The 26,010-nt window shown below is 71.0% G+C and carries 26 protein-coding genes; 2 read left to right on the forward strand and 24 right to left on the reverse strand.

Annotated features, from left to right (window positions below; genetic code table 11):
* Nucleotides 1-5: 5 nt before the first annotated feature.
* The 22 genes from JNX00_RS13495 to JNX00_RS13600 all read right to left on the reverse strand — a co-directional run bounded on the left by JNX00_RS13495 (nt 6) and on the right by JNX00_RS13600 (nt 21,222).
* The gene (locus JNX00_RS13495; protein ID WP_204742599.1) at nt 6-203 is read right to left on the reverse strand and encodes a hypothetical protein; all 198 of its coding nucleotides are present in this window, start codon (nt 201-203) and stop codon (nt 6-8) included.
* Nucleotides 204-230: 27 nt separating this feature from the next.
* A complete protein-coding gene (locus JNX00_RS13500; protein WP_070400063.1) occupies nt 231-1,421 on the reverse strand; it encodes a PLP-dependent transferase in 1,191 nt (396 codons plus the stop codon).
* A gap of 4 nt (nt 1,422-1,425) precedes the next feature.
* A complete protein-coding gene (locus tag JNX00_RS13505; protein ID WP_070400062.1) occupies nt 1,426-1,950 on the reverse strand; it encodes a phosphoribosyltransferase in 525 nt (174 codons plus the stop codon).
* Nucleotides 1,951-2,028: 78 nt separating this feature from the next.
* The gene (locus JNX00_RS13510; protein WP_204742600.1) at nt 2,029-3,417 is read right to left on the reverse strand and encodes an adenylosuccinate synthase; all 1,389 of its coding nucleotides are present in this window, start codon (nt 3,415-3,417) and stop codon (nt 2,029-2,031) included.
* Between the two features lie 12 nt (nt 3,418-3,429).
* Nucleotides 3,430-4,596 carry an ATP phosphoribosyltransferase regulatory subunit gene (locus JNX00_RS13515; RefSeq protein WP_204742601.1) on the reverse strand — a complete coding sequence of 389 codons (1,167 nt, stop codon included), beginning with the start codon at nt 4,594-4,596 and terminating at the stop codon, nt 3,430-3,432.
* A gap of 74 nt (nt 4,597-4,670) precedes the next feature.
* Nucleotides 4,671-4,868, reverse strand: coding sequence for a DUF2065 domain-containing protein (locus JNX00_RS13520; protein WP_070400059.1), 198 nt, complete (start codon nt 4,866-4,868; stop codon nt 4,671-4,673).
* 2 nt (nt 4,869-4,870) lie between these two features.
* Nucleotides 4,871-5,764, reverse strand: coding sequence for a protease modulator HflC (gene hflC / locus JNX00_RS13525; protein ID WP_070400058.1), 894 nt, complete (start codon nt 5,762-5,764; stop codon nt 4,871-4,873).
* A 16-nt stretch (nt 5,765-5,780) separates the two neighbouring features.
* Nucleotides 5,781-7,154, reverse strand: coding sequence for an FtsH protease activity modulator HflK (gene hflK / locus JNX00_RS13530; protein ID WP_204742602.1), 1,374 nt, complete (start codon nt 7,152-7,154; stop codon nt 5,781-5,783).
* Nucleotides 7,155-7,201: 47 nt separating this feature from the next.
* Nucleotides 7,202-8,338, reverse strand: coding sequence for a GTPase HflX (hflX, locus tag JNX00_RS13535; RefSeq protein WP_239478143.1), 1,137 nt, complete (start codon nt 8,336-8,338; stop codon nt 7,202-7,204).
* 139 nt (nt 8,339-8,477) lie between these two features.
* A complete protein-coding gene (gene hfq / locus JNX00_RS13540) occupies nt 8,478-8,783 on the reverse strand; it encodes an RNA chaperone Hfq (RefSeq protein WP_070400056.1) in 306 nt (101 codons plus the stop codon).
* Nucleotides 8,784-8,819: 36 nt separating this feature from the next.
* Entirely contained in the window at nt 8,820-10,160 is a 1,341-nt protein-coding gene (gene der, locus JNX00_RS13545; protein WP_204742604.1) for a ribosome biogenesis GTPase Der, read from the reverse strand.
* Between the two features lie 16 nt (nt 10,161-10,176).
* Nucleotides 10,177-11,298 (reverse strand): outer membrane protein assembly factor BamB, encoded by a 1,122-nt coding sequence (gene bamB / locus JNX00_RS13550; RefSeq protein WP_204742605.1) that lies wholly within the window; start codon nt 11,296-11,298, stop codon nt 10,177-10,179.
* Entirely contained in the window at nt 11,295-11,954 is a 660-nt protein-coding gene (locus tag JNX00_RS13555) for a tetratricopeptide repeat protein (RefSeq protein ID WP_070400053.1), read from the reverse strand. The genes bamB and JNX00_RS13555 overlap by 4 nt, the downstream gene beginning before the upstream one ends.
* A gap of 51 nt (nt 11,955-12,005) precedes the next feature.
* Complete coding sequence (gene hisS / locus JNX00_RS13560) at nt 12,006-13,301, reverse strand: histidine--tRNA ligase (protein WP_070400052.1); 1,296 nt, start codon at nt 13,299-13,301, stop codon at nt 12,006-12,008.
* A 14-nt stretch (nt 13,302-13,315) separates the two neighbouring features.
* Nucleotides 13,316-14,575 carry a flavodoxin-dependent (E)-4-hydroxy-3-methylbut-2-enyl-diphosphate synthase gene (gene ispG, locus JNX00_RS13565; RefSeq protein WP_204742606.1) on the reverse strand — a complete coding sequence of 420 codons (1,260 nt, stop codon included), beginning with the start codon at nt 14,573-14,575 and terminating at the stop codon, nt 13,316-13,318.
* Between the two features lie 8 nt (nt 14,576-14,583).
* A complete protein-coding gene (locus tag JNX00_RS13570; RefSeq protein ID WP_204742607.1) occupies nt 14,584-15,534 on the reverse strand; it encodes a RodZ domain-containing protein in 951 nt (316 codons plus the stop codon).
* Nucleotides 15,527-16,372, reverse strand: a complete 846-nt coding sequence (pilW, locus tag JNX00_RS13575; RefSeq protein ID WP_204742608.1) for a type IV pilus biogenesis/stability protein PilW — start codon at nt 16,370-16,372, stop codon at nt 15,527-15,529. Before pilW ends, JNX00_RS13570 begins: the two co-directional genes overlap by 8 nt.
* Entirely contained in the window at nt 16,369-17,520 is a 1,152-nt protein-coding gene (rlmN, locus tag JNX00_RS13580; protein WP_204742609.1) for a 23S rRNA (adenine(2503)-C(2))-methyltransferase RlmN, read from the reverse strand. Before rlmN ends, pilW begins: the two co-directional genes overlap by 4 nt.
* Nucleotides 17,521-17,527: 7 nt before the next feature.
* On the reverse strand, nt 17,528-17,953 hold the full coding sequence (gene ndk / locus JNX00_RS13585) for a nucleoside-diphosphate kinase (protein ID WP_070400047.1): 426 nt from the start codon (nt 17,951-17,953) through the stop codon (nt 17,528-17,530).
* Between the two features lie 79 nt (nt 17,954-18,032).
* Nucleotides 18,033-19,325 (reverse strand): 23S rRNA pseudouridine(2605) synthase RluB, encoded by a 1,293-nt coding sequence (rluB, locus tag JNX00_RS13590; RefSeq protein ID WP_204742610.1) that lies wholly within the window; start codon nt 19,323-19,325, stop codon nt 18,033-18,035.
* Nucleotides 19,291-20,058: an SMC-Scp complex subunit ScpB gene (gene scpB, locus JNX00_RS13595; protein ID WP_204742611.1), complete on the reverse strand. Its 768-nt coding sequence runs from the start codon at nt 20,056-20,058 to the stop codon at nt 19,291-19,293. Before scpB ends, rluB begins: the two co-directional genes overlap by 35 nt.
* A 126-nt stretch (nt 20,059-20,184) precedes the next feature.
* Nucleotides 20,185-21,222, reverse strand: coding sequence for an RluA family pseudouridine synthase (locus JNX00_RS13600; protein WP_204742612.1), 1,038 nt, complete (start codon nt 21,220-21,222; stop codon nt 20,185-20,187).
* On the opposite strand from JNX00_RS13600, the gene JNX00_RS13605 reads away from it, so the two are divergent.
* Nucleotides 21,221-22,033, forward strand: a complete 813-nt coding sequence (locus JNX00_RS13605; protein WP_070400043.1) for an outer membrane protein assembly factor BamD — start codon at nt 21,221-21,223, stop codon at nt 22,031-22,033. The two genes, JNX00_RS13600 and JNX00_RS13605, sit on opposite strands and share 2 nt — an antisense overlap.
* Here the strand turns inward: JNX00_RS13605 and JNX00_RS13610 are convergent.
* Complete coding sequence (locus tag JNX00_RS13610) at nt 21,996-23,993, reverse strand: ATP-dependent DNA helicase (RefSeq protein WP_204742613.1); 1,998 nt, start codon at nt 23,991-23,993, stop codon at nt 21,996-21,998. The two genes, JNX00_RS13605 and JNX00_RS13610, sit on opposite strands and share 38 nt — an antisense overlap.
* A gap of 148 nt (nt 23,994-24,141) precedes the next feature.
* Here JNX00_RS13610 and JNX00_RS13615 point away from each other — a divergent pair, with 148 nt between their 5' ends.
* Nucleotides 24,142-24,900, forward strand: a complete 759-nt coding sequence (locus tag JNX00_RS13615) for a protein phosphatase 2C domain-containing protein (protein WP_204742614.1) — start codon at nt 24,142-24,144, stop codon at nt 24,898-24,900.
* A gap of 9 nt (nt 24,901-24,909) precedes the next feature.
* On the opposite strand, the gene zapE is transcribed toward JNX00_RS13615, so the two are convergent.
* Nucleotides 24,910-26,007: a cell division protein ZapE gene (gene zapE, locus JNX00_RS13620; protein WP_070400040.1), complete on the reverse strand. Its 1,098-nt coding sequence runs from the start codon at nt 26,005-26,007 to the stop codon at nt 24,910-24,912.
* Nucleotides 26,008-26,010: the final 3 nt, after the last annotated feature.

Genomic DNA, 26,010 nt, shown 5'->3' on the forward strand with positions numbered 1-26,010 from the left:
GGCCTTCAGTTGGCGCCGCCGGCGCCACCATCGCCCTGCCCGGCATCGCCCGGCGCACCGGTCGCCTCGCCATCGGGCTGGTCGGCACCGTCTGGGTGCTCGCTGGTCTTGCGCGCGGCCTTGGCGCGCAGTTTCTCTTCCTTCTTCTGCTTCTTGGCCAGCTCGCGCTGCCGTTTCTCGTAACCGTAGTTGGGTGTAGCCAAATCGCGCTTTCGTCGGGTTGAAGGGGGTCAGGACCGCAAGCGGGGCAAGGCCTGCGCCAAGTCGGCCCGCAGGTCTTCGACATGTTCCAGGCCGATGGCAAAGCGTACCAGACCCCCCGCGTGAGGCCAACCCAATGTCCGGATGGCGCTCATGCGGTACGGTGCGCACAGGCTGATGGGACCGGCCCAGCTCCAGCCCAGCTTGAACACGCGCAGGCTGTCGCAGAAGGCGTCGATGCGTTCCTGGGGAATGGACGCGTCGAAGGCTGCGCTGAACAGGCAGCCAGCCGCCTGGGCGTCGCGTTGCCAGGTGGCGTGGCCGGGCGAGCCCGCCAGCGCCGGATGGAAAACCTGCGCCACGCCGGGCTGGCCCTGCATCCAGTGCGCCAGCTCGCGCGTGGCGGCGTCCTGGGCGCGGTAGCGCAGTTCGATGCTGGGCAGACCGCGCAGCACGAGCTCGGCGTCGTTGCCAGCCACGCCCAGGCCCAGGCGCATGTGGCACAGCAGCACCGTGCGGTGCAAGGCCTCGTCGCGCGTGACCACGGAGCCCATGAGCACGTCGGCACCGCCGCTGGGGTACTTGGTGAGCGCCTGCACGGACAGGTCCACGCCCAGCGCGAAAGGCGCGAACGCGATGCCGGCGCCCCAGGTGTTGTCCAGCGCGGTGACGATGGGCCGCTCGCGGCCTTCGCTGGCCCGGCGCGCCACCGCCACCAGCGCGGGAATGTCGGGGAACTCGAGCGTGATGGAACCCGGCGCCTCCAGCCACACCAGGCGCGTGGCCGACGAGATCTTCGCGGCCAGGTCGGCCGGGTCCATGGGATCGTAGAAGCGGTGCGCAATGCCCCAGGCCGCCAGTTCGCCCTCGGCGAAGGTTTTGCCAGGCCCGTAGGCGTTGTCCGGGATCAGCAGTTCGTCGCCCGTGCGCAGGAAGGCCATGTCCACCAGGGCCACGGCGGCCAGGCCGCTGGGCGCGAGCACGCAGTGCGCACCGCCTTCCAGGGTGGCGATGCGCTCCTCCAGGGTGAAGGTGGTGGGCGTGCCGTGCAGACCGTAGGTGTAGCCGCTCTTGTCCTTCCAGTCGTAGGTGCGCAGGGCCTGCACGTTCGGGAAGATGACGGTGGAGGCCTTGTGCACGCCAGGCGCGACAGCCTCGAAGCCCTCGGGGGGCTTGTAGGGGTGGTGGATGAGCTGGGTGGACAGGCGCTCGCGGCTCATTCGCTCACAGCTTCCACTTTTCCAGCAGTTGCGCGGGGCGCAGGCTGTCGTAGCCCTCGAAGGGCTGGTGGATCCACGGGTTGGTGGGCAGGTATTCCACCGAATAGTCGGGCGTGAAGGTGGACAGCTGCTTGGTCCAGATCACCGCGCTGCGCAACTCGGTGATGGGCGAGTAGTTGTTCTTGAGCAGGTCGATCACCACCTTGAGCGTGTGGCCCGAGTCGGCGAGGTCGTCGACCAGCAGCACCTTGCCGGCGATTTCGCCCTTGGGCGTGGTGATGTAGCGCGCGATGTCGAGCTTGCCCTGCACCGTGCCGGCCTCGGCGCGGTAAGAGCTGGTGGACATGATGGCCAGCGGCTTGTCGAAGATGCGGGAGAGGATGTCGCCCGGGCGCATGCCGCCGCGCGCCAGGCACAGGATGGTGTCGAACTCCCAGCCCGACTGGTACACCTTGAGCGCCAGCTTTTCGATGAGGTTGTGGTACTCGTCGTAGGAGACGTAGAGGTGTTTGCCGTCTTCGGTGAGCATGCGTGCGGACTCCAGGCTGGGAGGGTCGAAACAGTGTGTCGTGGGGCGGGCGAACGCCCTACCCGGGCTTACCCGTGCTCACCCCTGGAAGGGGTGCTGCAGCAGGATAGTGTGGTCGCGGTCGGGGCTGGTGGACACCACGTGGATCGGCACGCCGGTGGTCTCCTGGATGCGCTTGAGGTAGTGGCGCGCGTTCGCGGGCAGGTCCTCGAAGCGCGTGACGCCCACGGAGGACTCCGTCCAGCCGGGAATGGTCTCGTAGATGGGCTTGCAACGCGCGATCTCGTCGGCGCCCATGGGCAGGATGTCGATGCGCTCGCCGTCGAGCTCGTAGCCCGTGCAGAGCTGCAACTCAGTCAGGCCGTCGAGCACGTCGAGCTTGGTGATGCACAGGCCCGACAGGCCGTTCACCTGGGCCGAGCGCTTGAGCAGCGCGGCGTCGAACCAGCCGCAGCGGCGCGAGCGGCCGGTGGTGACGCCCTTTTCGGCGCCCACAGTGGCCATGTGCCAGCCCGGCGTGCCTTCCGTTTCCCAGTCGAGTTCGGTGGGGAACGGGCCGCCGCCCACACGCGTGCAATAGGCCTTGGTGATGCCCAGCACGTAGTGCAGCAGTTGCGGGCCCACGCCCGCGCCGGCCGCGGCGTTGCCGGCCACGCAGTTGCTGGAGGTGACGAAGGGGTAGGTGCCGTGGTCGATGTCGAGCAGCGTGCCCTGCGCGCCCTCGAACAGCAGGTTGACACCCGCCTGGTGGGCTTCGTTGAGCTCGCGCGAGACGTCGGCGATCATGGGCTTGAGCTGCTCGGCCTGGGCCATGGCTTCGGCGTAGACGCGCTCGAACTGGATGGCGCCGTCCTTCATGTAGGGCGCGATCTTGTCGTCCCAGGCCATGTCGGCCGAATGCAGGTAGGTGGTGAGCACGTGGTTGTGCAGATCCAGCAGTTCGCGCAGCTTGGCCGCGAAGCGCTCGGGGTACTTCAGGTCCTGCACGCGCAGCGCGCGGCGCGCGATCTTGTCCTCGTAAGCCGGGCCGATGCCGCGGCCCGTCGTGCCGATCTTCTCGGTGCCGGCCTTGACCTTGGCGGCCTCGCGCGCGATGTCCACCGCGGCGTGGAAGGGCAGGATCAGCGGGCAGGCCTCGCTCACGCGCAGGCGCGAACGCACCTCGACGCCAGCTTTCTCCAGTCCCGCGATTTCCTCGAACAGCTTGCCGACCGAGAGCACCACGCCGTTGCCGATGTAGCACTTGACGCCCGCGCGCATGATGCCGCTGGGAATGAGGTGCAGCGCCGTCTTCACGCCGTTGATGACGAGGGTGTGGCCCGCGTTGTGGCCGCCCTGGAAACGCACCACGCCCTGCGCGGTTTCGGTCAGCCAGTCGACCAGCTTGCCCTTGCCTTCGTCGCCCCACTGGGTGCCGACCACCACCACGTTGCGCCCGGGGGTTGCGGCGCGGTCCTTGTTGCTCATCTCGGTTTCCAGTCAAAGAGGCCGGACGGTCCAGCCGCCCGGGCGGCCGGTGTCGGGCACCAGCTCGCGGTCACACAGGAATTCATCGACCTCGTGCTCATGCCCCGGCAGGGCACAGACCACGGTATGGCCCTGCGCGCGCAGGAGGGCCACCGCCTGGCGCAGGCCGGCGTCCATGCCCCAGGGAGCGCGGATGGCAGCCACCAGGGGGCGCGGGGCCACGCAGGCGACGAGTTCCTTGAGGTCGAGGCTGAAGCCCACGGCCGGGCGCTTGCGCCCGAACACGGCCCCCACCTCGTCGTAGCGGCCGCCGCGCGCGATGTCGGCGGCCGGGCCGCGCGCGTCGCGCGCGAAGACGGCGAAACGCACACCGGTGTAATAGGCATAGCCACGCAGGTCGGACAGGTCAAACGAGACCGCCATGCCCTGCACGTGCTCGGCCAGCCACTGCAGCTGGTCCAGCGCGGCGTGCAAGGCCGGCGACGGCGTGAGCACGCGGCGTGCCTCGGCCAGCACCTGGGCATCGCCGAACAGCGTGGCCAGCGCGGTCAGGTCGCGCTGCACGGCCGCGGGCAGGGCCTTGGAGAGCAGGCGCAGCTCGGCCACGTCCTTGGCGGTGAGGGCGGCGTGCAGCAGGGCCACCCGCGCGGCGGGCAGCTTCAGCGGATCCAGCACGGCGTCGATGATGCGCACGTCAGCCAGATCGACCTGCAGCTCGCGCAGGCCGGCGCCGCGCAGGCAGGCCTGGGCCAGCTCCAGCGCCTCCAGATCGGCCTCCAGCCCGGCGTGGCCATATATCTCGGCGCCAAACTGAAGCGGCTCGCGGCTGGACGCCGGGCGCTCCATGCGCGTGTGCACCACCGGGCCGCAGTAGCACAGGCGTGCCACGCCCTGGCGGTTGAGCAGGTGGGCGTCGATGCGCGCCACCTGGGGCGTGCTGTCGGCGCGCAGGCCCAGCGTGCGGCCGCTGAGCTGGTCCACGAGCTTGAAGGTGCGCAGATCGAGCGATTCACCGGTGCCGGTGAGCAGCGACTCGATGTGCTCGAGCAACGGCGGCATCACCAGCTCGTAGCCGTGGGCGCGGGCGGTATCGAGCAGACTTCGGCGGAGTTCTTCGATGTGCCGGGCCTCGGACGGCAGGACATCGGCGATGTGATCCGGGAGGACCCAGGCGGACATGGCGTTTTCAGGCGCTGTTAAAAACCGGATTCTACCGGGACCCATGCGGGGCCCCGGCAGGCGCCGGCCTGGGCTCAGGCGAACAGGCCCGCAATCAGCAGGCCCGCGGCCACGCTGATGAGTCCGAAGAAGCGGATCTGCCCGTCGCGCAGCGAGAGCATCTGCGTGAAGACGCGGCGCCAGCCGCCGGGTGACAGCAGCGGGAGCAAGCCCTCGAACACCAGGACGAGCCCCAGCGCCAGCCACCAGGCGTCGCCGCCACCGCTGTTCATGTTCAGCGCTGCGTCGCCGCGCTCGGGCTGCGCAGCGCCCGGAAGAAGTCGGTCGAGGGATCGACCACCATCACGTCGTTGCGGCCCGTGAAGCTGGCCTTGTAGGCCTCCAGGCTGCGGTAGAACTGCGCGAAGGCCGGGTCACGGCCGAAAGCCTCGGCGAACGAGGCCGCGGCGGCGGCGTCGCCCTCGCCCTTGATGCGCTGGGCGTCGCGGTAGGCCTCGGCCACGATCACCTCGCGCTGGCGGTCGGCGTCGGCGCGGATGGCCTCGCCCTCGGCATAGCCGGTGGAGCGCAGCTCGTTGGCCACGCGCTTGCGCTCCGCTTCCATGCGCTGGTAGACGGAGGACACGATGGATTCGGCGTAGTCGACGCGGTTGATGCGCACGTCCACCACCTCCATGCCCCAGGGCTGGTTGGCGCTTTGCACCGCCGCCACCACGCCGCGCTGCACCTCGCGCATGAGCTCCTCGCGGTGCGTGGCGAGCAGCTCACGCAGGGTGCGCTTGTTCACTTCCTGCTGGAACGCGTTGCGCACCACGCGGTTGAGCTGCAGGGCGCCCGCGCGCTCGTTGGTGCCCACGTTGCGGATGTAGGCCTGCGGGTCGCTGATGCGCCAGCGCACGTACCAGTCAATCACCACGCGTTGCTTCTCGGCCGTGAGGGTCGGCTCGCTGTCCTGGCTCTCGAGCGTGAGCAGGCGCTTGTCGATGTAGGTGACGTTCTGGAACGGCGGCGGCAGCTTGAAGTTCAGGCCAGGCTCGGTCACGACCTGCTTGATCTGGCCGAGCTGGTAGACCACGCCGAACTGGCGCTGGTCGACGACGAACAGCATGGAGCTGGCCACGGCCAGCAGCACGATGAGGGAGGTGACGACGAAACCAAGTTTGTTCATGTTCTGACTTCCCTTATCAGCGGCTTTCGCGCTCGCGCGAGCGGGCGCCGTCGCCGGAGCGCTCGGTCGGCACCGCCGTGGAGGCCGGCGAGGACGTGCTCGGCAGGGCATTGGCGGGCACGCTCGGCGGCATGGCGCCCGCGGACTGCATCAGGCGGTCGAGCGGCAGGTACAGCAGGTTGGAGCCGCCGTTCTTGGTGTCGACCAGCACCTTGGTCACGTTGCCGTAGATCTGCTGCATGGTGTCGATGTAGAGGCGATCGCGCGTGACTTGCGGTGCCTTCTGGTACTCGGCCAACAACGACTTGAAGCGCTGCGAATCGCCTTGCGCCTGGGCGGAGATGCGCGCCTTGTAACCCTCGGCCTCTTCCTTCAGTCGCGAGGCCGTGCCGCGGGCGCGTGGCACCACGTCATTGGCGTAGGCCTCAGCCTCGTTCTTGGCGCGCTCGCGCTCCTGGCCGGCGCGCAGCACGTCGTCGAAGGCCGCCTGCACCTGCTCAGGCGGGCGCACGCCACCCTGCTGCAGGTTCACGGCCACCACGTCGATGCCCACCTTGTAGCGGTCGAGAATGGTCTGCATGAGGCTGCGCACGCGCGGCGCGATCTGGTCGCGTTCCTCGGCCAGCACGGCGTCCATCTTCATCTTGCCCACCACCTCGCGCACGGCGGTCTCGGCGGCCTTGAGCACGGCCAGGTCGGGGTCGCGGCTTTCGAACAGGAAGGCGCGCGCGTCACTCAGGCGGTACTGCACGACGAACTTGATGTCGACGATGTTCTCGTCCTCGGTGAGCATGGACGACTCGCGCAGGCCCGTCGCCGGCACGATGTTGTCGCGCCCCACGTCGACCGAGCGCAGCTGCGTCACGAACACGGTCTCATGCCGCTGCACGGGGTATGGCAGGCGCCAGTTGAAACCGGCCCCCACGGTGCTGTGGTAACGGCCGAACTGGGTGATGACGGCCTGCTGGCCTTCCTGCACGATGAAGAAGCCCGTGCCCAGCCAGATGAGCACCGCGATGCCGGCGATGAGGCCCACGCCCACGCCGGCCGCCTTGGGGTTGGGGTTGAAACCCTGGCCGCCGCCGTTGCCGCCGCCCGTGGGGCCACCGGGGCCACCGGGGCCGCCGGGCCGGCGGTTGCCCAGCAAGCCACCGAGCTTGCGGTTGAAGTCGCGCCAGAGTTCGTCCAGGTCGGGCGGGCCCTGGTTGGGGCCCTGCCCGCGCGGACGCTGCGGCGATCGCGAATCGTCCTCGCGGCCGTTTTGCTCACCGTCCTCGCGACCCCAGCGCGGGTCGTTGAGGTTGAACACGCCCAGCCAGCGGCGCCAGCCACGCGGACGGGCCGGCGCGGCGTCGCGCGCGGCCTGCGGGGTCCCAAGGTTCACATCCATGCTCGGTGTTGTTCCTGTTATCGACTCGGAGTTCACATTGTGCCCAATCAAACCAGCGGGTCGGCCGCTTCGGCGGGCCGCATGGGGTCTTGTTCGGCCGGCGCGCCGTGGCGGCGCGCCACCTCGGCCGCCAGCCAGGACCGCAGTTCGGGCAGACCTTCGCCCGAAAGCGCGCTCACGAAGACGCGCGGCACGCTCTGCCCATCGACCTCCATCGCGTCCAGCGCACGCAGGGGCCGGTTCGCCGGGTCCATGGCGTCGATCTTGTTGAAAACCAGCAACTGCGGCACCTCGGCCGCCCCGATCTCGCCGAGCACACGCTGCACGGCGGCGATCTGCTCGGGGTGGTCGGGGTTGGAGGCGTCGACCACATGCAACAGCAGGTCGGCGTCGGCGGCTTCCTGCAAGGTCGCGGCGAAAGCCTCCACCAGGCCGTGCGGCAGCTCGCGGATGAAGCCCACGGTGTCGGACAGCGACACCGTGCGCCCGGCCTCGCCCAGGTAGAGCTGACGGGTGGTGGTGTCCAGCGTGGCGAAGAGCTGGTCAGCCGCATAGGTGCGGGCCTTCACCAGGGCGTTGAAGATCGAGCTCTTGCCGGCGTTGGTGTACCCCACCAGGGAGATGGTGAACGCCTCGCGGCGCTGGCGCTGGCGGCGCTGCGTGGCGCGCTGCTTCTTGACCTTCTCCAGGCGCTCTTTGGTGCGCTTGATGGCCTCGCCGATCATGCGGCGGTCGAGCTCGATCTGCGTCTCGCCCGGGCCGCCGCGCATGCCGATGCCGCCGCTCTGGCGCTCCAGGTGCGACCAGCGCCGCACCAGCCGGGTCGACAGGTACTGCAGCCGCGCGAGTTCGACCTGCAGCTTGCCCTCGTGGCTGCGCGCGCGCTGCGCGAAGATTTCCAGGATCAGCAGGGTGCGGTCGTTGACCGGACAGCCCATGTGGCGCTCGAGGTTGCGCTGCTGGGCCGGGCTCAGCGCCTGATCGAACAGCACCTCGCTGGCGCCGGTGGACTGCACCAGCAGCTTGATCTCGTCGGCCTTGCCCGAGCCCACGAACAGGGCCGGATCGGGCGCACGGCGCTTGCAGCTGACGCGGTCGGCCACGCGGTAACCCGCGGTCTCGGCCAGCTGGCCCAGCTCCTGCAGGTCGGCATCGAAATGGGGAAGCCCGAAATCAACCCCCACCAGGATGACCGATGGTGTGGCGTTCGGGAGAGAGGCGGTGGGAGATGTCAAATTGGTGGGGCAACGCGCCCTGCGTTGCCCACCCGGCCGTCAGGACGTGCCTGGCGGCTCGGGTTGCGCGTGTCTCGCAGCGGCGGACTCAGGCGGCGTTGGAATCGTCGGGGTTGTTGGCCGAGAACTGCACGGGACGACCGGGAACGATGGTCGAGATGGCGTGCTTGTAGACCATTTGCGTCACGGTGTTGCGCAACAGCACGACGTACTGGTCGAAGGACTCGATCTGGCCCTGCAGCTTGATGCCGTTGACCAGGTAGATCGAGACGGGGACATGTTCCCGGCGCAATTGGTTCAGGAACGGGTCTTGCAAGAGCTGGCCTTTGTTGTTGCTCACGATATGCTCCGTGTTCGGCTGGTTTTGGAGGGTGGAAACATACCACACGGGCATGCCCTGCGCCTCACCGGGCCATTATTTGCGCCTCGGTCATTCGGCTTTGAAGGGGTTGCTCGAGGTTCTGAACTCGATGCGCAGCGGGGTGCCGACGAGGTCGAAGGCCTTGCGAAAGCGCCCCTCCAGGAAGCGCCGGTAGGCGTCGGGCACCCGGTCCAGCGAGTTGCCGTGGATGACGATCACCGGGGGGTTCATGCCGCCCTGGTGGGCGTAGCGCATCTTGGGCCGGGCCTGGCCACCGCGTGACGGCGCCTGGAAGGCCACCGCCTCCTGCAGCAGGCGGGTCAGCACCGGGGTGGGCATCTTGCGCATGGCCGAGGCGTGCGCCTGGGCAATGGAGGCCCACAGCGGCGCCAGGCCCTGGCGCTTTTTCGCCGAAATGCGGTGCAGCGCGGCGAACTTCAGGAATGCCAGGCGGTTTTCGATCTGGCGCTCCAGCTGCTCGCGCTGGTAGCTGTCGATCGCGTCCCATTTGTTGATGGCCACCACCACGGCGCGGCCACTCTCCAGGATGTAGCCCGCGATGTGGGCGTCCTGGTCGGTCACGCCTTGGGTGGCGTCGAGCAGCAACAGCACGACGTTGGCGTTCTCGATGGCCTGGAGCGTCTTGATGACGGAGAACTTCTCGATCGCCTCGAACACGCGGCCCTTGCGGCGCAGGCCGGCCGTGTCGACCAGCTCGAAGCGTTGGCCATTGCGCTCGAAGGGCACGCTGATGGCGTCGCGCGTGGTGCCGGGCATGTCGAAAGCGACCAGGCGCTCCTCGCCGAGCCAGGCGTTGATCAGCGTGGATTTGCCGACGTTGGGGCGGCCCGCCACGGTCAGGCGGATGGTGCCGGTGTTGTCCTCGGCCTCGCCTTCCTCGTCCTCGGCCAGGCCGGGGACTCGATCGAGGGCGGTCTCGATCATGGAGCGAACGCCCTGCCCGTGCGCGCCCGACACGGGCAGCACTTCGCCCAGGCCGAGTTCGAAGAACTCCACCAGCTGGGCGCCCTGGGTCATGCCCTCGGCCTTGTTGGCCACCAGCACGCAGGGCTTGCCCAGGCGGCGCAGGTAGTTGGCGATGTCGTGGTCCTGCGCGCTCAGGCCGGCGCGCGCGTCGACCACGAAGAGCACCACGTCGCTTTCGGCCACGGCTTGGCGCGTCTGCTGCGCCATTTCGCGGTAGATGCTGCCCTCGCCGGCGTCGGGCTCGAAGCCGCCGGTGTCGACGACGATGTACTCGCGTTTGCCCAGGCGGCCATTGCCGTAGTGGCGGTCGCGCGTGAGGCCGGCCAGGTCGGCCACGATGGCGTCGCGTGTGCCCGTGAGGCGGTTGAACAGGGTGGACTTGCCCACATTGGGGCGGCCCACGAGCGCGACGACGGGTTTCATGGAGGGCGAACGGGCCTTATTGCGGGCGCCAGGCGTACAGGCCGCCGCGCGCTGTCATGACCACCAGCGCGTCGCCGGCCAGCACGGGCGGCGACACGATGGCCGAGCCGTCGGTGCTCAGACGGGCCATTTCACTGCCGTCCTCGCGCGACAGCACGTGCACCAGGCCGGTGCCGTCGCCCAGCGCAATCACGCGGCCCAGGGCCAGCGGGGCGCTGAGTTGGCGGTACTTCAGGCGCTCGGAACGCCAGGCCTGTTCACCGCTGTCGCGCCGCCAGGCCAGGAGGGTGCCGTTGCTTTCGGTACCGAACAGCAGGCGGTCGTCGCCGTGCACGCCCACCACGCCCTGCGCCGGCTTGGTCCAGATCACGGAGCCGCGCACGCCGTCCAGGCAACCCACCGCGGCGCTGTAGGCGCGCACGCAGATGTTGGTGCCGATGCGGCTGACGGGCGCCAGCACGTCGACCAGGCGCTCGACCTCGTTGGTGCCGCGCGCCGTGGCCACGGGCGCTTCCCAGCGCACCGTGCCGTTGTCGGGGTTGAGGCCGACCAGGCGGCCGGACACGCCGGCCACCAGGGTGTCGCCCACGGCCGCGAGCGCGCCCGGCTGGTTCAGCGTGAGCGGGTCGCCCGAGCGGGTCTGGTTCCACAGGCGCGCCCCGTTGGCGGCGTCGAAGGCCACCACGCTGCGATCGGCGGTGAGCACGAACACCCGGCCGCCGGCCACCAGCGGCGGCGTGAAGGAACGCGCCGGCAGGCGCACGCGCCAGCGCGCCTCGCCGTCGACGATGGCCACCAGCACATTGGCGGCGGTGACGACGGCAGCGGTCTGGCCGTCGCTGCCCACGCCCGTGGCCAGGCGGGTGCGCAGGTCCACGCGCCAGGCGTCGGCGCCGGTGTTGGCGTCGATGGCGGCCACCACGCCGGTGGCGCCGGCCGCGAACACGCGGCCGGCCGCGTGCACGGGCACGAAGCCCGAGCCGCCCTCGCCCACGTTGGCGGTCCAGATCTGGCGCGTGCCCATCAGCTGGGTGGCGGGGCCCAGGTCCGCTGGCTGCGGCTTCTTGGGCCCGGAGGAGCAGGCCGCGAGCGCGAGCGCGGCCGCGAGGCACAGGCTGGCGGTGCGCAGGCGCTTCATGGCTTGGCTCCCGCGTCCACGGCCACGCCCAGCGAGGCCAGCTTCACCGCCACCAGGCGGCGCACCTCATTGCCGGCATCCAGCGCCTTCCAGGCGGCCTCGTACTGGGCCTTGGCCTCCTCGGTCTTGCCCTGGGCCAGCAGCACGTCGCCACGGCGGTCGGCCAGCAGCGGCTCGAAGGGCGCCGGCACCTTGGCCTGCAGCACCTGCAGGGCGGCGTCGGGCTTGTCGGCCTGCAGCTCCACCGAGGCCAGGCGCAGGCGGGCGACGGCCTGCAGCCCCTCGTCCTTGCTCTCGTTCAACACGGCCTGCAGGGCCTCGCGCGCCTTGTCGAGCTGGCCGCCGTCGAACAGCGCCTTGCCGGCCAGCAGGCCGGCCTGGGCGGAGAAGGTGGTGCGGGCGAAATCGGCGCGCATGTCGGCCAGCACGCGGCCCACGCGGTCCAGGTCCTTGGACTGCACGGCGCGGTCGACCTCTTCATAGAGCACCGCCGCCTTGGCCGCCTGGTTGCGCTGCCACCAGTTCCAGCCGTTGTAGGCGGCGAAGCCGCCGAACACCACGATGAGCAGCCAGCTGATGGCGTTGCCGTACTTGGCCCAGAAGTGTTTGATCTGGTCGAGCTGTTCCTGCTCTTCGAGGTCGAGGTGTTTGGCCATTGGACTCGTCGTTCGCGAAAGTGCTGGATTGTAGGTAGGCGGGCGACCCGCTCAGTGCGCGCGAAGGCGGGCAGCGATGGCGCCGGGATCGGCCAGGGGCAGCATCACCTGCCCCGCCGCCTGCTCGCGCTCGCCGCGCAGGGGCTTGAGCGCCACCTGGCCCAAGGCGATTTCCTCGGCACCGAAGATGAGCGCGAAGCGCGCGCCGCTGGCGTCGGCCTTCTTGAACTGCGATTTCATGCTGCCCATGCCCTCGGCGCCGGCGGCGTGCATCTGCACGCGGGCGCCGGCCTGGCGCAGGGCGCGCAGCAGCGGCATGACGCGCGGCAGCTCGGCGGCGTCGGGCACCACGGCGTAGGCGTCGGGCACCGGCGCTTCGGGCAGGCGGCCCTGCTCTTTCAGCAGCTCCAGGATGCGCTCCATGCCCAGGGCCCAGCCCACGGCGGGCGTGGGCTTGCCGCCGATCTGCTCGAACAGGCCGTCGTAGCGGCCGCCCGCGCACACCGTGCCCTGCGAGCCGAGCTGGGTGGTGACGAACTCGAACACCGTGAGGTTGTAGTAGTCCATGCCGCGCACCAGGCGCGGATTGACGCGGTACGCGATGCCGTGCGCCTCCAGCAGGGCCTTCACGCGCCCGAAGTGCGCGAGCGATTCGGCCCCCAGGTGGTCCATGAGCTTGGGCGCCGCGTTCACCAGCGCCTGCATGGCGGGGTTCTTGGTGTCGAGGATGCGCAGCGGGTTGCTGTGCAGGCGGCGCCTGGCGTCCTCGTCGAGCTGTTCGGCGTGCGATTCCAGGTAGGCGATCAGCGCCTGGCGGTGCGCCAGGCGTTCGGCGGGTTGGCCCAGGCTGTTGATCTCGAGCTCGATGCCCGTGAGGCCCAGCCTGGCCCACAGGTCGCAGGCCAGCACGATGAGTTCGACGTCGACGTCGGGGCCGGCGAAGCCCAGGGCCTCGGCGCCGAACTGGTGGAATTGCCGGTAGCGACCACGCTGCGGGCGCTCGTGCCGGAACATCGGGCCCATGTAGTACAGGCGCTTGGGGCCGTCGTAGAGCATGGAATGCTCCAGCGCGGCGCGCACCACGCCGGCGGTGTTCTCAGGCCGCAGCGTGAGGTGCTCGCCGTTGAGCCGGTCCTCGAAGGAGTACATCTCCTTCTCGACGATGTCGGTCACCTCGCCCAGGCCCCGCACGAACAGCGCCGTGGGCTCCACGATGGGCGTGCGCAGGTTGCGGTAGCCGTAGCCCGCCATGAGCGCGCGCAGCGTGTCTTCCAGCCACTCCCAGTGCGCCGACTGCGGAGGGGCGATGTCGTTCATGCCTTTGACGGCAACCAGTTTCTCGGCCATGGAAAAAGGGGCGGTCAGGCGTGCAACACGCCGAACCGCTTCTCGATGTAGTTTTCGACGATGGTCTGGAACTCGCGCGCGATGCCCTCACCGCGCAGCGTGACGGCCTTCTGGCCGTCGATGAACACCGGCGCGGCCGGCGCCTCGCCGGTGCCGGGCAGGCTGATGCCGATGTCGGCGTGCTTGCTTTCGCCCGGGCCGTTGACGATGCAGCCCATGACCGCGACCTTCAGGCCCTCGACACCCGGGTAGCGCTCGCGCCAGACCGGCATGGAGGCGCGCAGGTAGTCGTCGATCTGCTTGGCCAGTTCCTGGAAGGTGGTGCTGGTGGTGCGGCCGCAGCCGGGACAGGCGGTGACGCTGGGCACGAAGCTGCGCAGGCCCAGGGCCTGCAGGATCTCCAGGCCGACCACCACCTCCTGTGTGCGCGCCTCGCCGGGCTGCGGCGTGAGCGAGATGCGGATGGTGTCGCCAATGCCCTGCTGCAGCAGCACCGACAGCGCGGCGGTGGAGGCCACCGCGCCCTTGGTGCCCATGCCGGCCTCGGTGAGGCCCAGGTGCAGGGGGTAGTCGCAGCGCTGCGCCAGCGCCTGGTAGACGGCGATCAGGTCCTGCACCGCGCTCACCTTGCAGGACAGCACGATGTTCTCGCCCGGCAGGCCGATGGCCTCGGCGCGCTCGGCGGACGAGATGGCCGAGGTGATGAGCGCCTCGTACATCACCTGCTTGGCGTCCCAGGGCTTGGCGCGCGCGTGGTTGTCGTCCATGAGCCGCGCGAGCAGGTCCTGGTCGAGGCTGCCCCAGTTCACGCCGATGCGGATGTGCTTGCCGTGGCGCGCGGCGATCTCGACCATCTGCGCGAACTGGCGGTCGCCCTTCTCGCCGCGCCCCACGTTGCCGGGGTTGATGCGGTACTTGGACAAGGCCTCGGCGCAGGCCGGGTGGTCGCTGAGCAGGCGGTGGCCGTTGTAGTGGAAGTCGCCGATCAGGGGCACGCTGATGCCCATGCGGTCGAGCTGCTCGCGGATGTGCGGCACGGCCTTCGCGGCCTCGTCGTTGTTGACGGTGATGCGCACGAGCTCGGAGCCGGCCTGGGCCAGCTCCTTCACCTGGATGGCGGTGGCGATGGCGTCGGCCGTGTCGGTGTTGGTCATCGACTGCACACGCACCGGGGCGTCGCCGCCGATGGACACGCCGTGATCGCCCCAGCGCACCACGCCCTGGCGGGTGCGCCGGCGCGGGGCTTGGGGCAGGGGAATCGGGCCGTCGGACATGCGGGAACTCACTTGGCGTCGAAGCGCGCGACGTCGTTGCGCGCGACGCTGGCGACGTCGTAGGCGCGGCCGCGCAGCTTGACCTGCACCGCGCTGGCCTTGCCGATGGTCACCGCGTACGGCGGCGCGGCCGAGAACTCGACGCGCTCGCCGCGCTGCAGCAGCCGCTGCAGCACCACGGTGCCGGTGCCGTTCACCACCTCGGCCCAGGACTCGCCACTGGCCTCGATCTGCAGCACGGCGCCGCCCGGAGGCGTGGCCACGGCCGGCGCCTCGGGGGTGACGGCGGGAGCCGCGGCACTGGTGGGTGCGGTGGGCGCCGCGCCCGCGGCCGCAGGCGAAGGGGTGGGCGGCGCGGCCGCCCCGGTGTCGGCCGGGCCGGTGGTTTCCTCGCCCGCGGGCGCGCTGGGCGCGCCTGGCGTGGCCTCGGACGGCTGGAAGATCGGCAGCCCTGGCGCGGCGGCGGGGGCCACGGGCGCGGCGGCCTCCTGGGCGGTGTCGGGCGCGCCCTGCACCACGTCCGCGGGTTCCATGTCGGGCAGGAACATGACCACCAGCGCCGCCAGCAGCAGGGCGATGGCGCCCAGCAGCGCGGGGCGCGACAGCCAGGTCAGCGGGCTGGCGGCGGGCGCCTCGCTCGCGGGCTTGAAGGGCGCGTTGATGGTGCTGTCGCTGTCGCGCAGGGCGGGCTTGGGGTTCAGCGGGATCTGCTCCAGCACCGGCGCCGGGTCGATCCGCAGCTGGCGGCAGGCGCTGGAGGCCAGGGCGCGCGCGAAGGTCAGGTCGGGCAGTTCCTCGTAGCGGCCGGCCTCCAGGGCCTCCAGTTTGCGCACAGGCACCTTGAGCGCGGCGGCCAGCGCCGCGATGTGCAGTCCCGCGGCCTCGCGGGCCTCGCTCAAACGCACCGGCCGGCTCGCCGCCGGTGCCGATTCGAGGGTCTGCTCCCCCAACTCACTCATTGAATGCCCCCCGTTGGTACGCCGCCCACTGGGGCGACTGTGGAAAACGCCGGCCCAGCTGCTGGGCGAGCTGCGCCGCCGCCACGTCGTTGTTGAGCTGGCGCTCGACCTTCACGCCGAGCCACAGCGTTTCGGCGTTGGCGAGCTCGGAGTTGTTGACGCGGCGGATGATGAACTGCGCCCCCTGGTTATCGCCCCGGCGGTGCTTGAGGCTGGCCAGGTTGTAGGCCGCGATCGGGTTGCTCGGGTCGAACTCGTAGGCGCGCGCGAGCGTGGCCTCGGCGTCCTGCAGCTTGCCCGCGCGGATCTGGCAGACGCCCTGAACCAGCCAGGTGCGCGAGCGCCCGCCGTAGGTCGGCACGGCCAGGGCCTGGTTGAACATCTCGTCGGCCTGCACATAGCGGGCCTGCTCGCAGGCGAACAAGCCGTAGCTGTGCAGGGCCTGCGCGTCGCGCGGGTTGATCTGCAGCGCGCGGCGGAAGCTCTCCTCGGCCAGCGCCACGTCGTTCAGGCGCATGTAGACCAGACCGCGCAGGATGTAGGCCGGCGCGTAGTTCGGGTCGGCCTGCAGCGACAGCTTGATCTCGTCGAGCGCGACGGTGGTCTGGCCCTGCTCGTAGTAGCTGGCGGCCAGCTCGTAGCGGATGCGCGCGCGGCGCACCGCCGGCGGCTCGTCGGACGCGGTGATGGGCTCCACGCCCGGTGTGGGCGAGGCCGACACGCGCGGCGCCTGCGAGGAGGCGCAACCGGCCAACCACGCCAGCGCCAGCACCATGGACAAAAGCCACAGGGCTTGAACGGTTCGGCTGCGCGGCGGTCGGTTCGCGACGGAGGTCATGCCTGCCTTTCCTTTTCCTTGGTCATCAAACGGATGGGCTGCACCGATTCGCGGCGGCGCGCCATGCGGCGCGCGGCGTCGGTGCGGTCCAGCACGTCGCCGGCGAGCTGGCCGCAGGCGGCGTCGATGTCGTCGCCGCGCGTCTTGCGGATCGTGGTGACGATGCCGCCTTCGTTGAGCGCCTGGCCGAAGCGCTGCACCGCGGCGCGCGGCGAGCAGCGCAGGCCCGAATCGGGGAAGGGGTTGAAGGGAATGAGGTTGAGCTTGGCCGGCACGCCACGGCCGGCGTGCCCGCGCAGCAGCGTGAGCAGGGCCTGCGCGTGCTCGGGCTGGTCGTTCACGCCGTCGAGCATGCAGTACTCGAAGGTGATGAAGTCGCGCGGCGCGGCCGGCAGGTAGCGCAGGCAGGCGTCGAGCAGCTCGGCGATGGGGTACTTGCGGTTCAGCGGCACCAGGTCGTCGCGCAGCGGATCGAAGGGCGCGTGCAGCGACACGGCCAAAGCCACCGGGCAGTCCTGCGCCAGGCGGTCGATCATGGGCACCACGCCCGAGGTGGAGACCGTCACACGCCGGCGCGACAGGCCATAGGCGTGGTCGTCGAGCATGGTCTTGAGCGCGGGCACCAGCGCGTGGTAGTTCTGCAGCGGCTCTCCCATGCCCATCATGACCACGTTGGTGATCACGCGTTCCCCGGGGCGGTTGAGAAACACGCGCAGGAAGAACTCGGCGTGCCAGAGCTGGGCCAGGATCTCGCCGGTGGTGAGGTTGCGCGAGAAACCCTGGTGCCCGGTGGAGCAGAAGCGGCAGCCCACGGCGCAGCCTGCCTGCGAGGACACGCACAGCGTGCCGCGGTCGTCCTCGGGGATGAACACGGTCTCGACGGCGTTGCCGTCACCGACGTCGAACAGCCACTTGATGGTGCCGTCGGCCGAGTCCTGGCGCGAGAGCACGCGCAGGCCTTCGACGCGCGCCACGCCGGGCAGCTTCTCGCGCAGGCTGCGCGCGAGGTCGGTCATCTGGGAGAAATCGGACGCACCGCGCTGGTGGATCCAGCGAAACAGCTGGACGGCGCGGAAGCGCTTTTCGCCCAGCCCTTCGCAGAAGGCGGCCAGCCCCTCGAGATCGAAGTCGAGCAGGTTGACCGTCATGACATGGTCAACGCGAGTAGACGTTCATGCCGGGGAAGAAGAAACCCACTTCCACGGCGGCCGTCTCGGGCGCGTCGGAGCCGTGCACCGCGTTGGCGTCGATGCTGTCGGCGAAATCGGCGCGGATGGTGCCGGCGGCGGCCTTCTTCGGGTCGGTGGCACCCATCAGGTCGCGGTTCTTGAGGATGGCGCCCTCGCCTTCGAGCACCTGGATCATCACCGGGCCGCTGATCATGAACTCGACCAGGTCCTTGAAGAAGGGGCGCGCGCTGTGCACGGCGTAGAACTGCTCGGCTTCGCGGCGCGACAGGTGGGCCATCTTGGCGGCCACGACCTTCAGGCCGGCGGCCTCGAAACGGGCGTAAATCTGGCCGATGACGTTCTTGGCGACGGCGTCGGGTTTGATGATCGAGAGGGTGCGTTCGATGGCCATGGGTTTCCTGAAGTTTTGAGAGCGATCGGAGCAACGGACCCGTGGTCCGCAAAGCCCGCCATTCTACATGGCGGAAGTGTCAGCCCCTGGGGCGGCGCCCCTGTGGACGGGGGGGTTTGCCGATGCCTTTGCCCGGGGCTTTGCCGCCCTGGCGGCGCTGGCGCTGCACCGCGTCGTGGCCGATGTAGCCCTGGCTGGTCTTCATGGGATCGGGCTGGCCGCCGGCGCTTCGACCTCGGGCCGCGGCGCCCTCGGCGCGGCGCGGCGCGGACGGCTTGGGCGGCGGCGATTTGGGGCCCGGCCCCTGGCGACGGCGCGCGCTGGCTGGGGCCGGGGCGTCGCCGCGCGGGCCCCGGGGCGGGGCATCGGCCAGGCCGGCCGCCTGGCCCAGGCGCTGCACGTCGCGCTCGCCCAGTTCGATCCAGGCCCCGCGCGGCAGGCCGCGCGGCAGCACCACGGCCCCGTAGCGGATACGGATGAGCCGGCTCACGGCATGGCCCACGGCCTCGAACAGGCGGCGCACCTCGCGGTTGCGGCCTTCGCCGATGGTGACGCGGTACCAGCAGTTGGCGCCCTCGCCGCCCCCGTCCTCGATGGACTGGAACTGCGCCATGCCGTCTTCCAGCTGGACGCCGTCCAGCAGCCGCTGCCGCTCTTCGTTGGAGATGGCGCCGAGCACGCGCACGGCGTACTCGCGCTGCAGGCCGAAGCGCGGGTGCATCAGGCGGTTGGCCAGTTCGCCGGCATTGGTGAACAGCAGCAGGCCCTCGGTGTTGAGGTCGAGCCGCCCCACCGACTGCCATTTGCCCTGGTGCAGGCGCGGCAAGCGGCGGAACACCGTGGGGCGGTTCTGCGGGTCATCGTGGGTGACGACCTCGCCAGCCGGCTTGTGGTAAGCCAGCACGCGCGGTGCTGGCGGCTGCAGGCGCACGCGCAGGGGCTTGCCATCCAGGCGGATCTGGTCGCCGTGCTGGATGCGTTGGCCGACGTGGGCGGGCTCGCCGTTGACCGAGAGGCGGCCCTGCACGATGAGCTGCTCCATCTCGAGCCGCGAGCCCAGGCCCGCCTGGGCCAGCACCTTGTGCAGCTTGGGCGATTCGGCCTCGGGCGCGAGCACGCGCTTGGCCGGCTCGGTGGGCGCCTCGGGGGCGTGCGACTGGGCCTCGTCGAAGGCGCCGCTGACGACCTCGTCGAAGCGCAGGGCGTCGGCGTCGGCCGCGGGTGCGTCCGCGCGCCGGGGGCGCTCGGTGCGCGGCTTGTCGACGCGCGCCGCTTCGGAGCGCGGCTGGCTGGCGCGCGGCCGATCGGACCGGGACTTGCCGGCGGCGCTGGGCCGATCAGGCCGGGGTTTGCGTGGGGTGGCCGGGCTCATCGGGATCGTCCTCGGGGGCGGGTTCGTCGGCCGCGGGCGGTTCGCCCTCGGCCAGGGTGGCGGTGTCGTCGGCCGAGGGTTCGGCGGGCGGCTCGGCCGGTGTTTCGGCGGCAGGCTGGGCCGCGGCATCGCCAGCGGCCTCGCCGCCCTCGCCCGCCTCGGCCGGCAACTGCGCCGCCAGGCTCTCGAAATCGAGCGAGCCCAGCGAGGACTCCTGCACCCCGCTGGCCTCCAGCGGCGGCAGTTGGTCGAGCGAGCTCAGGCCCAGGTCGTCGAGGAACTGGCGGGTGGTGGCGAACAGCGCCGGACGGCCCACCGTCTCGCGGTGGCCGATCACCTCGACCCAGCCGCGGTCCTCCAGCTGCTTGAGGATCAGCGAGTTGATGGTGACGCCCCGGATGTCCTCCATGTCGCCGCGCGTCACGGGCTGGCGGTAGGCGATGATGGCCAGCGTCTCCAGCGTGGCGCGCGAGTAGCGCGGCGGCTTCTCGGGGTGCAGGCGGTCCAGGTAGTGGCGCATCTCGGGCCGGCTCTGGAAGCGCCAGCCGCTGGCCACGGGCACCAGCTCCACGCCGCGCCCGGTCCATTCGAGCTGCAGCTCGCCCAGCAGGGTCTTGAGGGTGTCATTGGCAAGTTCGCCGTCGAACAGCACCGAGAGTTCGCGCAGCGTCATCGGCTGCGCGGCACAGATGAGGGCCGTCTCGAGGACACGCTTGGCATCCGTGGTGTTCATGATGGTCTTGGTCGCTCGGCGCCGGGGCCGCGAAAAATGGGCTCTGGGTGGGCGGGGCCGGGGAAGAGGTCCCGGGCATGGGCCGCGGCACGGGCCGCGAAAGAAGCGTTCGCCGATGCGGGCGGATCAGTCGATCAGGCCCTGGCCGGCAGGGGGCGGATTGTACCGGAGCCCCCCGGCGGCCAAGGCGGCCGCCAGGTCCTCGGGCGGGTCGCGCCAGAAGGCCAGCGGCGCCCCGGAAACCGGGTGCGACAGGCGCAGGGACGCCGCGTGCAGCGCCTGGCGCTGCAGGCCCCAGAGCGGCCGGCCGCCGTACAGCGTGTCGCCCACCAGCGGATGGCCCAGCCAGGCCATGTGCACGCGGATCTGGTGCGTGCGCCCGGTGTGCAGCTTGCAGGCCACCAGCATGGCCTCAGCGCAGCGGTCGAGGGCAAGGAAATCGCTCTGCGCCGGCTTGCCCGCGCCCTCGCCCACCACCGCCATGCGCAGGCGGTTGCGGGGGTCGCGACCGATGGGCTCGTGCACCGTGCGCAGGCCCTCGTGGCGCCAGGCGCCGTGCGCGATGGCCAGGTACTGGCGCCCCACCTCGCGGGCCGCGATGGCGCTCACCAGCGCCTGCATGGCGGGGCGCGACTTGGCGACCATCATCAGACCCGAGGTGTCCTTGTCGAGCCGGTGCACGATGCCCGCGCGCGGCAGCGCGGCGGCGCCCGCGTGGTGCGCGAGCAGGCCGTTGAGCAGCGTGCCGCCCCAGTGCCCGGCCGCCGGGTGCACCACCAGGCCGGCGGGCTTGTCGATGACCAGCAGGTGCTCGTCCTCGAACACCAGGTCCAGCGCCATCGGCTCGGCCACGAAGGCGCGCGCCTGCGGCGTGGGCCGCAGCGTGACCACCACCGTGTCGCCCGCCGACACGCGCGTGGCGGCCTTGGTGCAGACGCGCTCGCGCCAGAGCACGCCGCCGTCGGCCAGCAGCTGCTGCAGGTAGGAGCGGGAGAACTCGGGCACCAGCGCGGCCAGCGCACGGTCCAACCGCCAGCCGTGTAGCCCGGCGGGGACCTCGTGGCGGCGCTGCTCGGCCTGTTCGTCCCAGGGCTCGCCCTCTGGCGCCACACCCCCGGCCGATATACTGTCCGCTTCGTTCAACGAGTCCTGTTCCAGCGCCATGCCCTTGAAGTTGAGCCGTGGATTATCGGCCCCGTCCCTGGCCGCCGTCGCCCTGGCGCTGCTGCTGCAGGGCTGCAGCACGACCCCGGTCGATGAGACCATTGGCTGGAGCCCCAACCGCCTCTACAGCGAGGCCACGGACGAGCGCGACGCCGGCAACTACGCGCGCGCCGTCACCCTGTTCGAAAAGCTCGAAGGCCGCGCCGCCGGTACGCCGCTGGCGCAGCAGGCCCAGCTCGACAAGGCCTACACCCAGTACCGCGGCGACGAGCCCGCGCAGGCCCTGGCCACGCTGGACCGCTTCATGCGCCTGCACCCGGCCAGCCCCGCGTTCGACTACGCGCTCTACCTCAAAGGCCTGGTCAACTTCAACGACAACCTGGGTCTCTTCGGCTCGCTGGCGCGCCAGGACCTGTCCGAGCGCGACCAGAAGGCGGCCAAGGAATCCTACGAAGCCTTCCGAGAGCTGAGCACGCGCTTTCCCCAGTCGCGCTACACGCCGGACGCGGTGGCGCGCATGCGCTACATCGTGAACTCGCTCGCGCAGTACGAGGTGCACGTAGCGCGCTATTACTTCGGCCGGGGCGCCTACCTGGCGGCCATCAACCGCGCGCAGTCGGCGCTGACCGATTACACCGACGCACCCGCGCTCGAAGAGGCGCTGTACATCCTCGTGCAGTCCTACGACGCCCTGGGCATGACCCAGCTGCGCGACGACGCCGCGCGCGTGATGCGCGCGAGCTACCCGAACAGCGAGTACGTCGAGCACGGCTTCAAGAAGTCGAGCGATCCGTGGTGGAAGCTCTGGTGAGCGCCGCCAGTTCGCCCAGCCACGCGTCCACCTCCCCCTCCGTGTCCAGCCAGCGGCTGGGCGGCAGCGCCGCCAGCAGCGCCGGTCCGTAGGCGCGCCGGCGCAGGCGCACGTCGCCGATCACGATCAGGCCCCGATCGCCCGCGCGGCGGATCAGGCGCCCCACCCCCTGCCGCAAGGCCATCGCCGCGTCGGCCAGTTGCACCTCGCTGAACGGGTCGGCGCCCAGCGCCTGCGCGCGCGCCAGGCGCTGCCGCAGCCAGGGGTCGTCGGGCGGCGCAAACGGCAGCTTGTCGATCACCAGCAGCTGCAGGGCCTCGCCCGGCACGTCGATGCCCTGCCACAGCGCGCCGCTGGCCACCACCACCGTGGGCGCCGCACCGCCCGCGCGGCGCAGGGCCTCCAGCGCGGCGTGCGTGGGGCGCTCGCCCACCAGCCACACCCGCCAGCCCGGCCGGGCGCGCGCCTGCAGGGCCTGCGCGATCCGCTGCGCCGCGCGCCGCGTGGTGGCCAGCACCAGGCAGCGGCCGCCCAGCCGCGCGATCCAGGGCACGATGCGCTCGGCCAGGGCCTGCGCGTGCGTGGCCTCGGCGGGCTCGGGCAAGTCCTCGGGCACGAACAGCGCGGCGGCGCTGGGGTCTTGGTCCCCCGCCACCAGGCGCAGCGCGCGCGGCGACCAGGCGGCATCCACCGCCAGGGCCTGGCGGTGCCAGCCCAGGGCGTCGTCCAGGCCCAGCGTGGCCGAGGCGTGCACCACGCAGCGCGCGCCCAGCGGCGCCGCGGTGGCCAGGGCCAGCGCGGCCGCGTCCTGGCCCTGCGTCGCCGGCCGCAGGCAGGTCCAGTCCTCGGGCGAACGCCAATCGAGCCAGACCGCCGCCGGGTCCTCGCTGCTCAGCAGCGTGTGCAGCACCTGCGCCATCGAGCGGGTGCGCTCCAGCAGGCGGCGCGGGCGTGGATCGGCCTCGCCGCTGGCCGTGAGCGCGGCCTGCGCGGCGGCGACGGCGTGGGCCAGCCGCCAGGGCGCCAGGCGATCGCCCAGGGGCCAGGCCTGCCGGCCTTCGCGCGGCGGCAGCGCCGCCAGCGCCTGGGCCAGCGCGCGCGTGGCCGATTGCCCGTCGTGCGCGAGCAGCCGCCAGGCCTGCAGGCCGCGCAGCGGGCCCTCGGCCAGCGCGGCGAGATCGGCCCACAGGCGCTGCAGCGCCGCCTGGTCGAAGGCCTCGGCGCCCAGTTGCGCGCGCAGCCCGTGCAGGGCATGCGCCTCGTCGAACACCACCACGTCCACCTCGGGCAGCAGGCGCGGGCGGCCCAGGCGATGGCGCTGCAGCTCGGCCAGCCACAGGTGGTGGTTGATGACCACCACGTCGGCCGCCTGCGCGGCGCGGCGCGCGCGCTCCACGTGGCAATCGGCCCAGCGCGGGCAGGCCTGGCGCGCGCAGTTCTCGCTGGTGGAGGTGATGCGCCCGTGCAGTCCGGCGATGGCGTCGGTGCCGGCCACCTGGTCGAGGTCGCCATCGCCGCCGCGCTCGGCCCAGGCCAGCAGTTCACGCAACCAGGCGTGTTCCGCCGGCGCGCCCGCGCGCGGGCCCTGGTCCACCGCCGTCTGCAGGCGCGCCAGGCAGACGTAACGCCCCCGGCCCTTGAGCAGGGCCACGCGCACCGGCTGGCCAGTGGCGCTGGCCAGGCGCGGCAGGTCTCGCTCGGCCAATTGGCGCTGCAGCACATGGGTGCTGGTGGAGACCAGTGCGCGCTGGCCCGACAGCAGCCAGGGCAGCAGGTAGGCCAGGGTCTTGCCGCTGCCCGCCGGGGCCTCGACCAACAGCGCGCCCCCGCCCTCGATGGTCTGCGCCACCGCCTGCGCCATGGCGGCCTGCGCCGCGCGCGCGGTCCAGCCGGGCCAGGTCCGGGCCAGCGCGCCACCGGGCGCGAGCGCCTGCGCCACGCGGGCGCCGAGCTCGCTCATGCGAACGCCTCCGCGCAGCGCGCCGCGCGGCGGGCCCCATCCGGCGGCCGTGCGAGGCTCACGCGGGCTTCCCCCGTCCGGCCGGCCGGGGATTAGTGGATACCATTGCGACCACCGCGCCCCCGCCGCCCCAACCGATCGAATCCATATGAGCAAAGGCTATCGCATCCTGGCATCGACCGGCATCCACAAGGGTGACCGCGACTACCAGCAGGACCAGGTCGAACTGATGCAGCACACGCGCATCCCCAACTGCCTGCTGGCCGTGCTGGCCGACGGCATGGGTGGGCGCAGCGGCGGCCGCAAGGCCTCGGACCAGGTGATGCTCACGGCGCGCCAGCTGTTCAACCGCTTCGACCCCGAAACCGACGACCCGCGCGCCCTGCTCAAGCAGATCGTCAACGAGTCGCACATGGTGATCAAGCTGACGGCGGTATCGGCCGAGCAGGAACCGCACAGCACCGTGGCGGCCTTCTTGCTGCTGCCCAATGGCGAGAGCCACTGGGTGCACGCCGGCGACTCGCGGGTCTACCACTTCCGCCAGGGCAAGCTGCTGCACCGCACGACGGACCATTCCTACGTGCAGACCCTGGTCAACCAGGGCGAGATCACCGAGCAGGAAGCCCTGGACCACCCGCACGCCAACATCCTGATGGGTTGCCTGGGCACCGAGAACGACCCGCCGATCGACCTGCACGCGGTGCCCAGGCTGAACGCGGGCGACGCGCTGATGGCCTGCAGCGACGGCATCTGGCACTACTTTTCGCCCGAGGAGCTGGCCAGCACCATCGCCATGCTTTCGCCGCGCGAGGCCTGCGAGTTCCTGATCCAGAAGGCGCGCACACGGGCGCGGGGGACCGGGGACAACCTCTCGCTGGTGGTCGTCAAGCTCGACCCCTTGATCTGAGCGCCGCGCTCAGGTCAGCGCCGTGTCCACCACCCGGTGCGGCAGGGCCAGGTACTCCTGCGACTGCATCTCCGTCAGGCGCGACACCGTGCGCGGGAATTCGTGCGACAGGGGCCCTTCGAGGTACAGCGCCTCGGGCGGCACGGCCGCCGACAGCACGAGCTTGCAGTGCCGGTCGTAGAGCACGTCCACCAGCCAGGTGAAGCGCCGCGCCTCCGACGCCATGCGCACCGACATCTGCGGCACGTTGGACAGCAGCACCGTGTGGAACTGGCTCGCGATCTCCAGGTAATCGTTCTGCGAGCGCGGTCCGCCACACAGGGTGCGGAAGTCGAACCAGATCACCCCGCCCGCGCGGCGCAGGGCCTGGATCTGGCGCGACTCGATGCCCATCACCGGGCTCTGGTCGCCCACCTCCGCGAGCTGGTTGAAGGTGGCTTCCATCGCCGCGTCGGCCGCGGGGCCCAGCGGCGTGTGGTACAGCGCGATGTGCGTCAGCGTGCGCTGGCGGTAGTCGGTGCCGTTGTCCACGTTCACCACCTCCAGCCGCTCCTTCAGCAGCTCGATCGCCGGCAGGATGCGGTCGCGGTGCAAGCCCTGCGGGTACAGCTGGTCGGGGTGGAAGTTCGAGGTGGTGACGAAACCCACGCCGTTGCGGAACAACGAGTCCAGCAGGCGGTGCAGGATCATGGCGTCCGTCACGTCGGCCACGTGGAACTCGTCGAAGCAGATCAGCTTGTAGCGCCGGGAGATGCGCTCGCCCAGCACGTCCAGCGGGTTCTGCGTGCCCTGCAGGTCGCGCAGCTCGCGGTGCACCTCGCGCATGAACTCGTGGAAGTGCAGGCGCGTCTTGCGCTTGAGCGGCACGGCGTGGAAGAAGCAGTCCATGAGGAAGCTCTTGCCGCGCCCCACCCCGCCGAACATGTACACGCCGCGCGGGATGTCCGGCCGGTGGATGAGCTTCTTCAGCGCGTTGGAGCGCTTCTGCTTGTACTGCGTCCACTCTTGCGCGCAGCGTTCCAGCGCGTCCACGGCCCGCAGTTGGGCCGGATCGGGCGTGTAGCCGCGCTCCTTGAGCGCGGCCTCGTAGGCGCTGCGGACGCTCAAGGC

The organism is Hydrogenophaga sp. YM1 (assembly GCF_016903055.1).
Taxonomy (GTDB): Bacteria; Pseudomonadota; Gammaproteobacteria; order Burkholderiales; family Burkholderiaceae_C; genus Hydrogenophaga; species Hydrogenophaga borbori.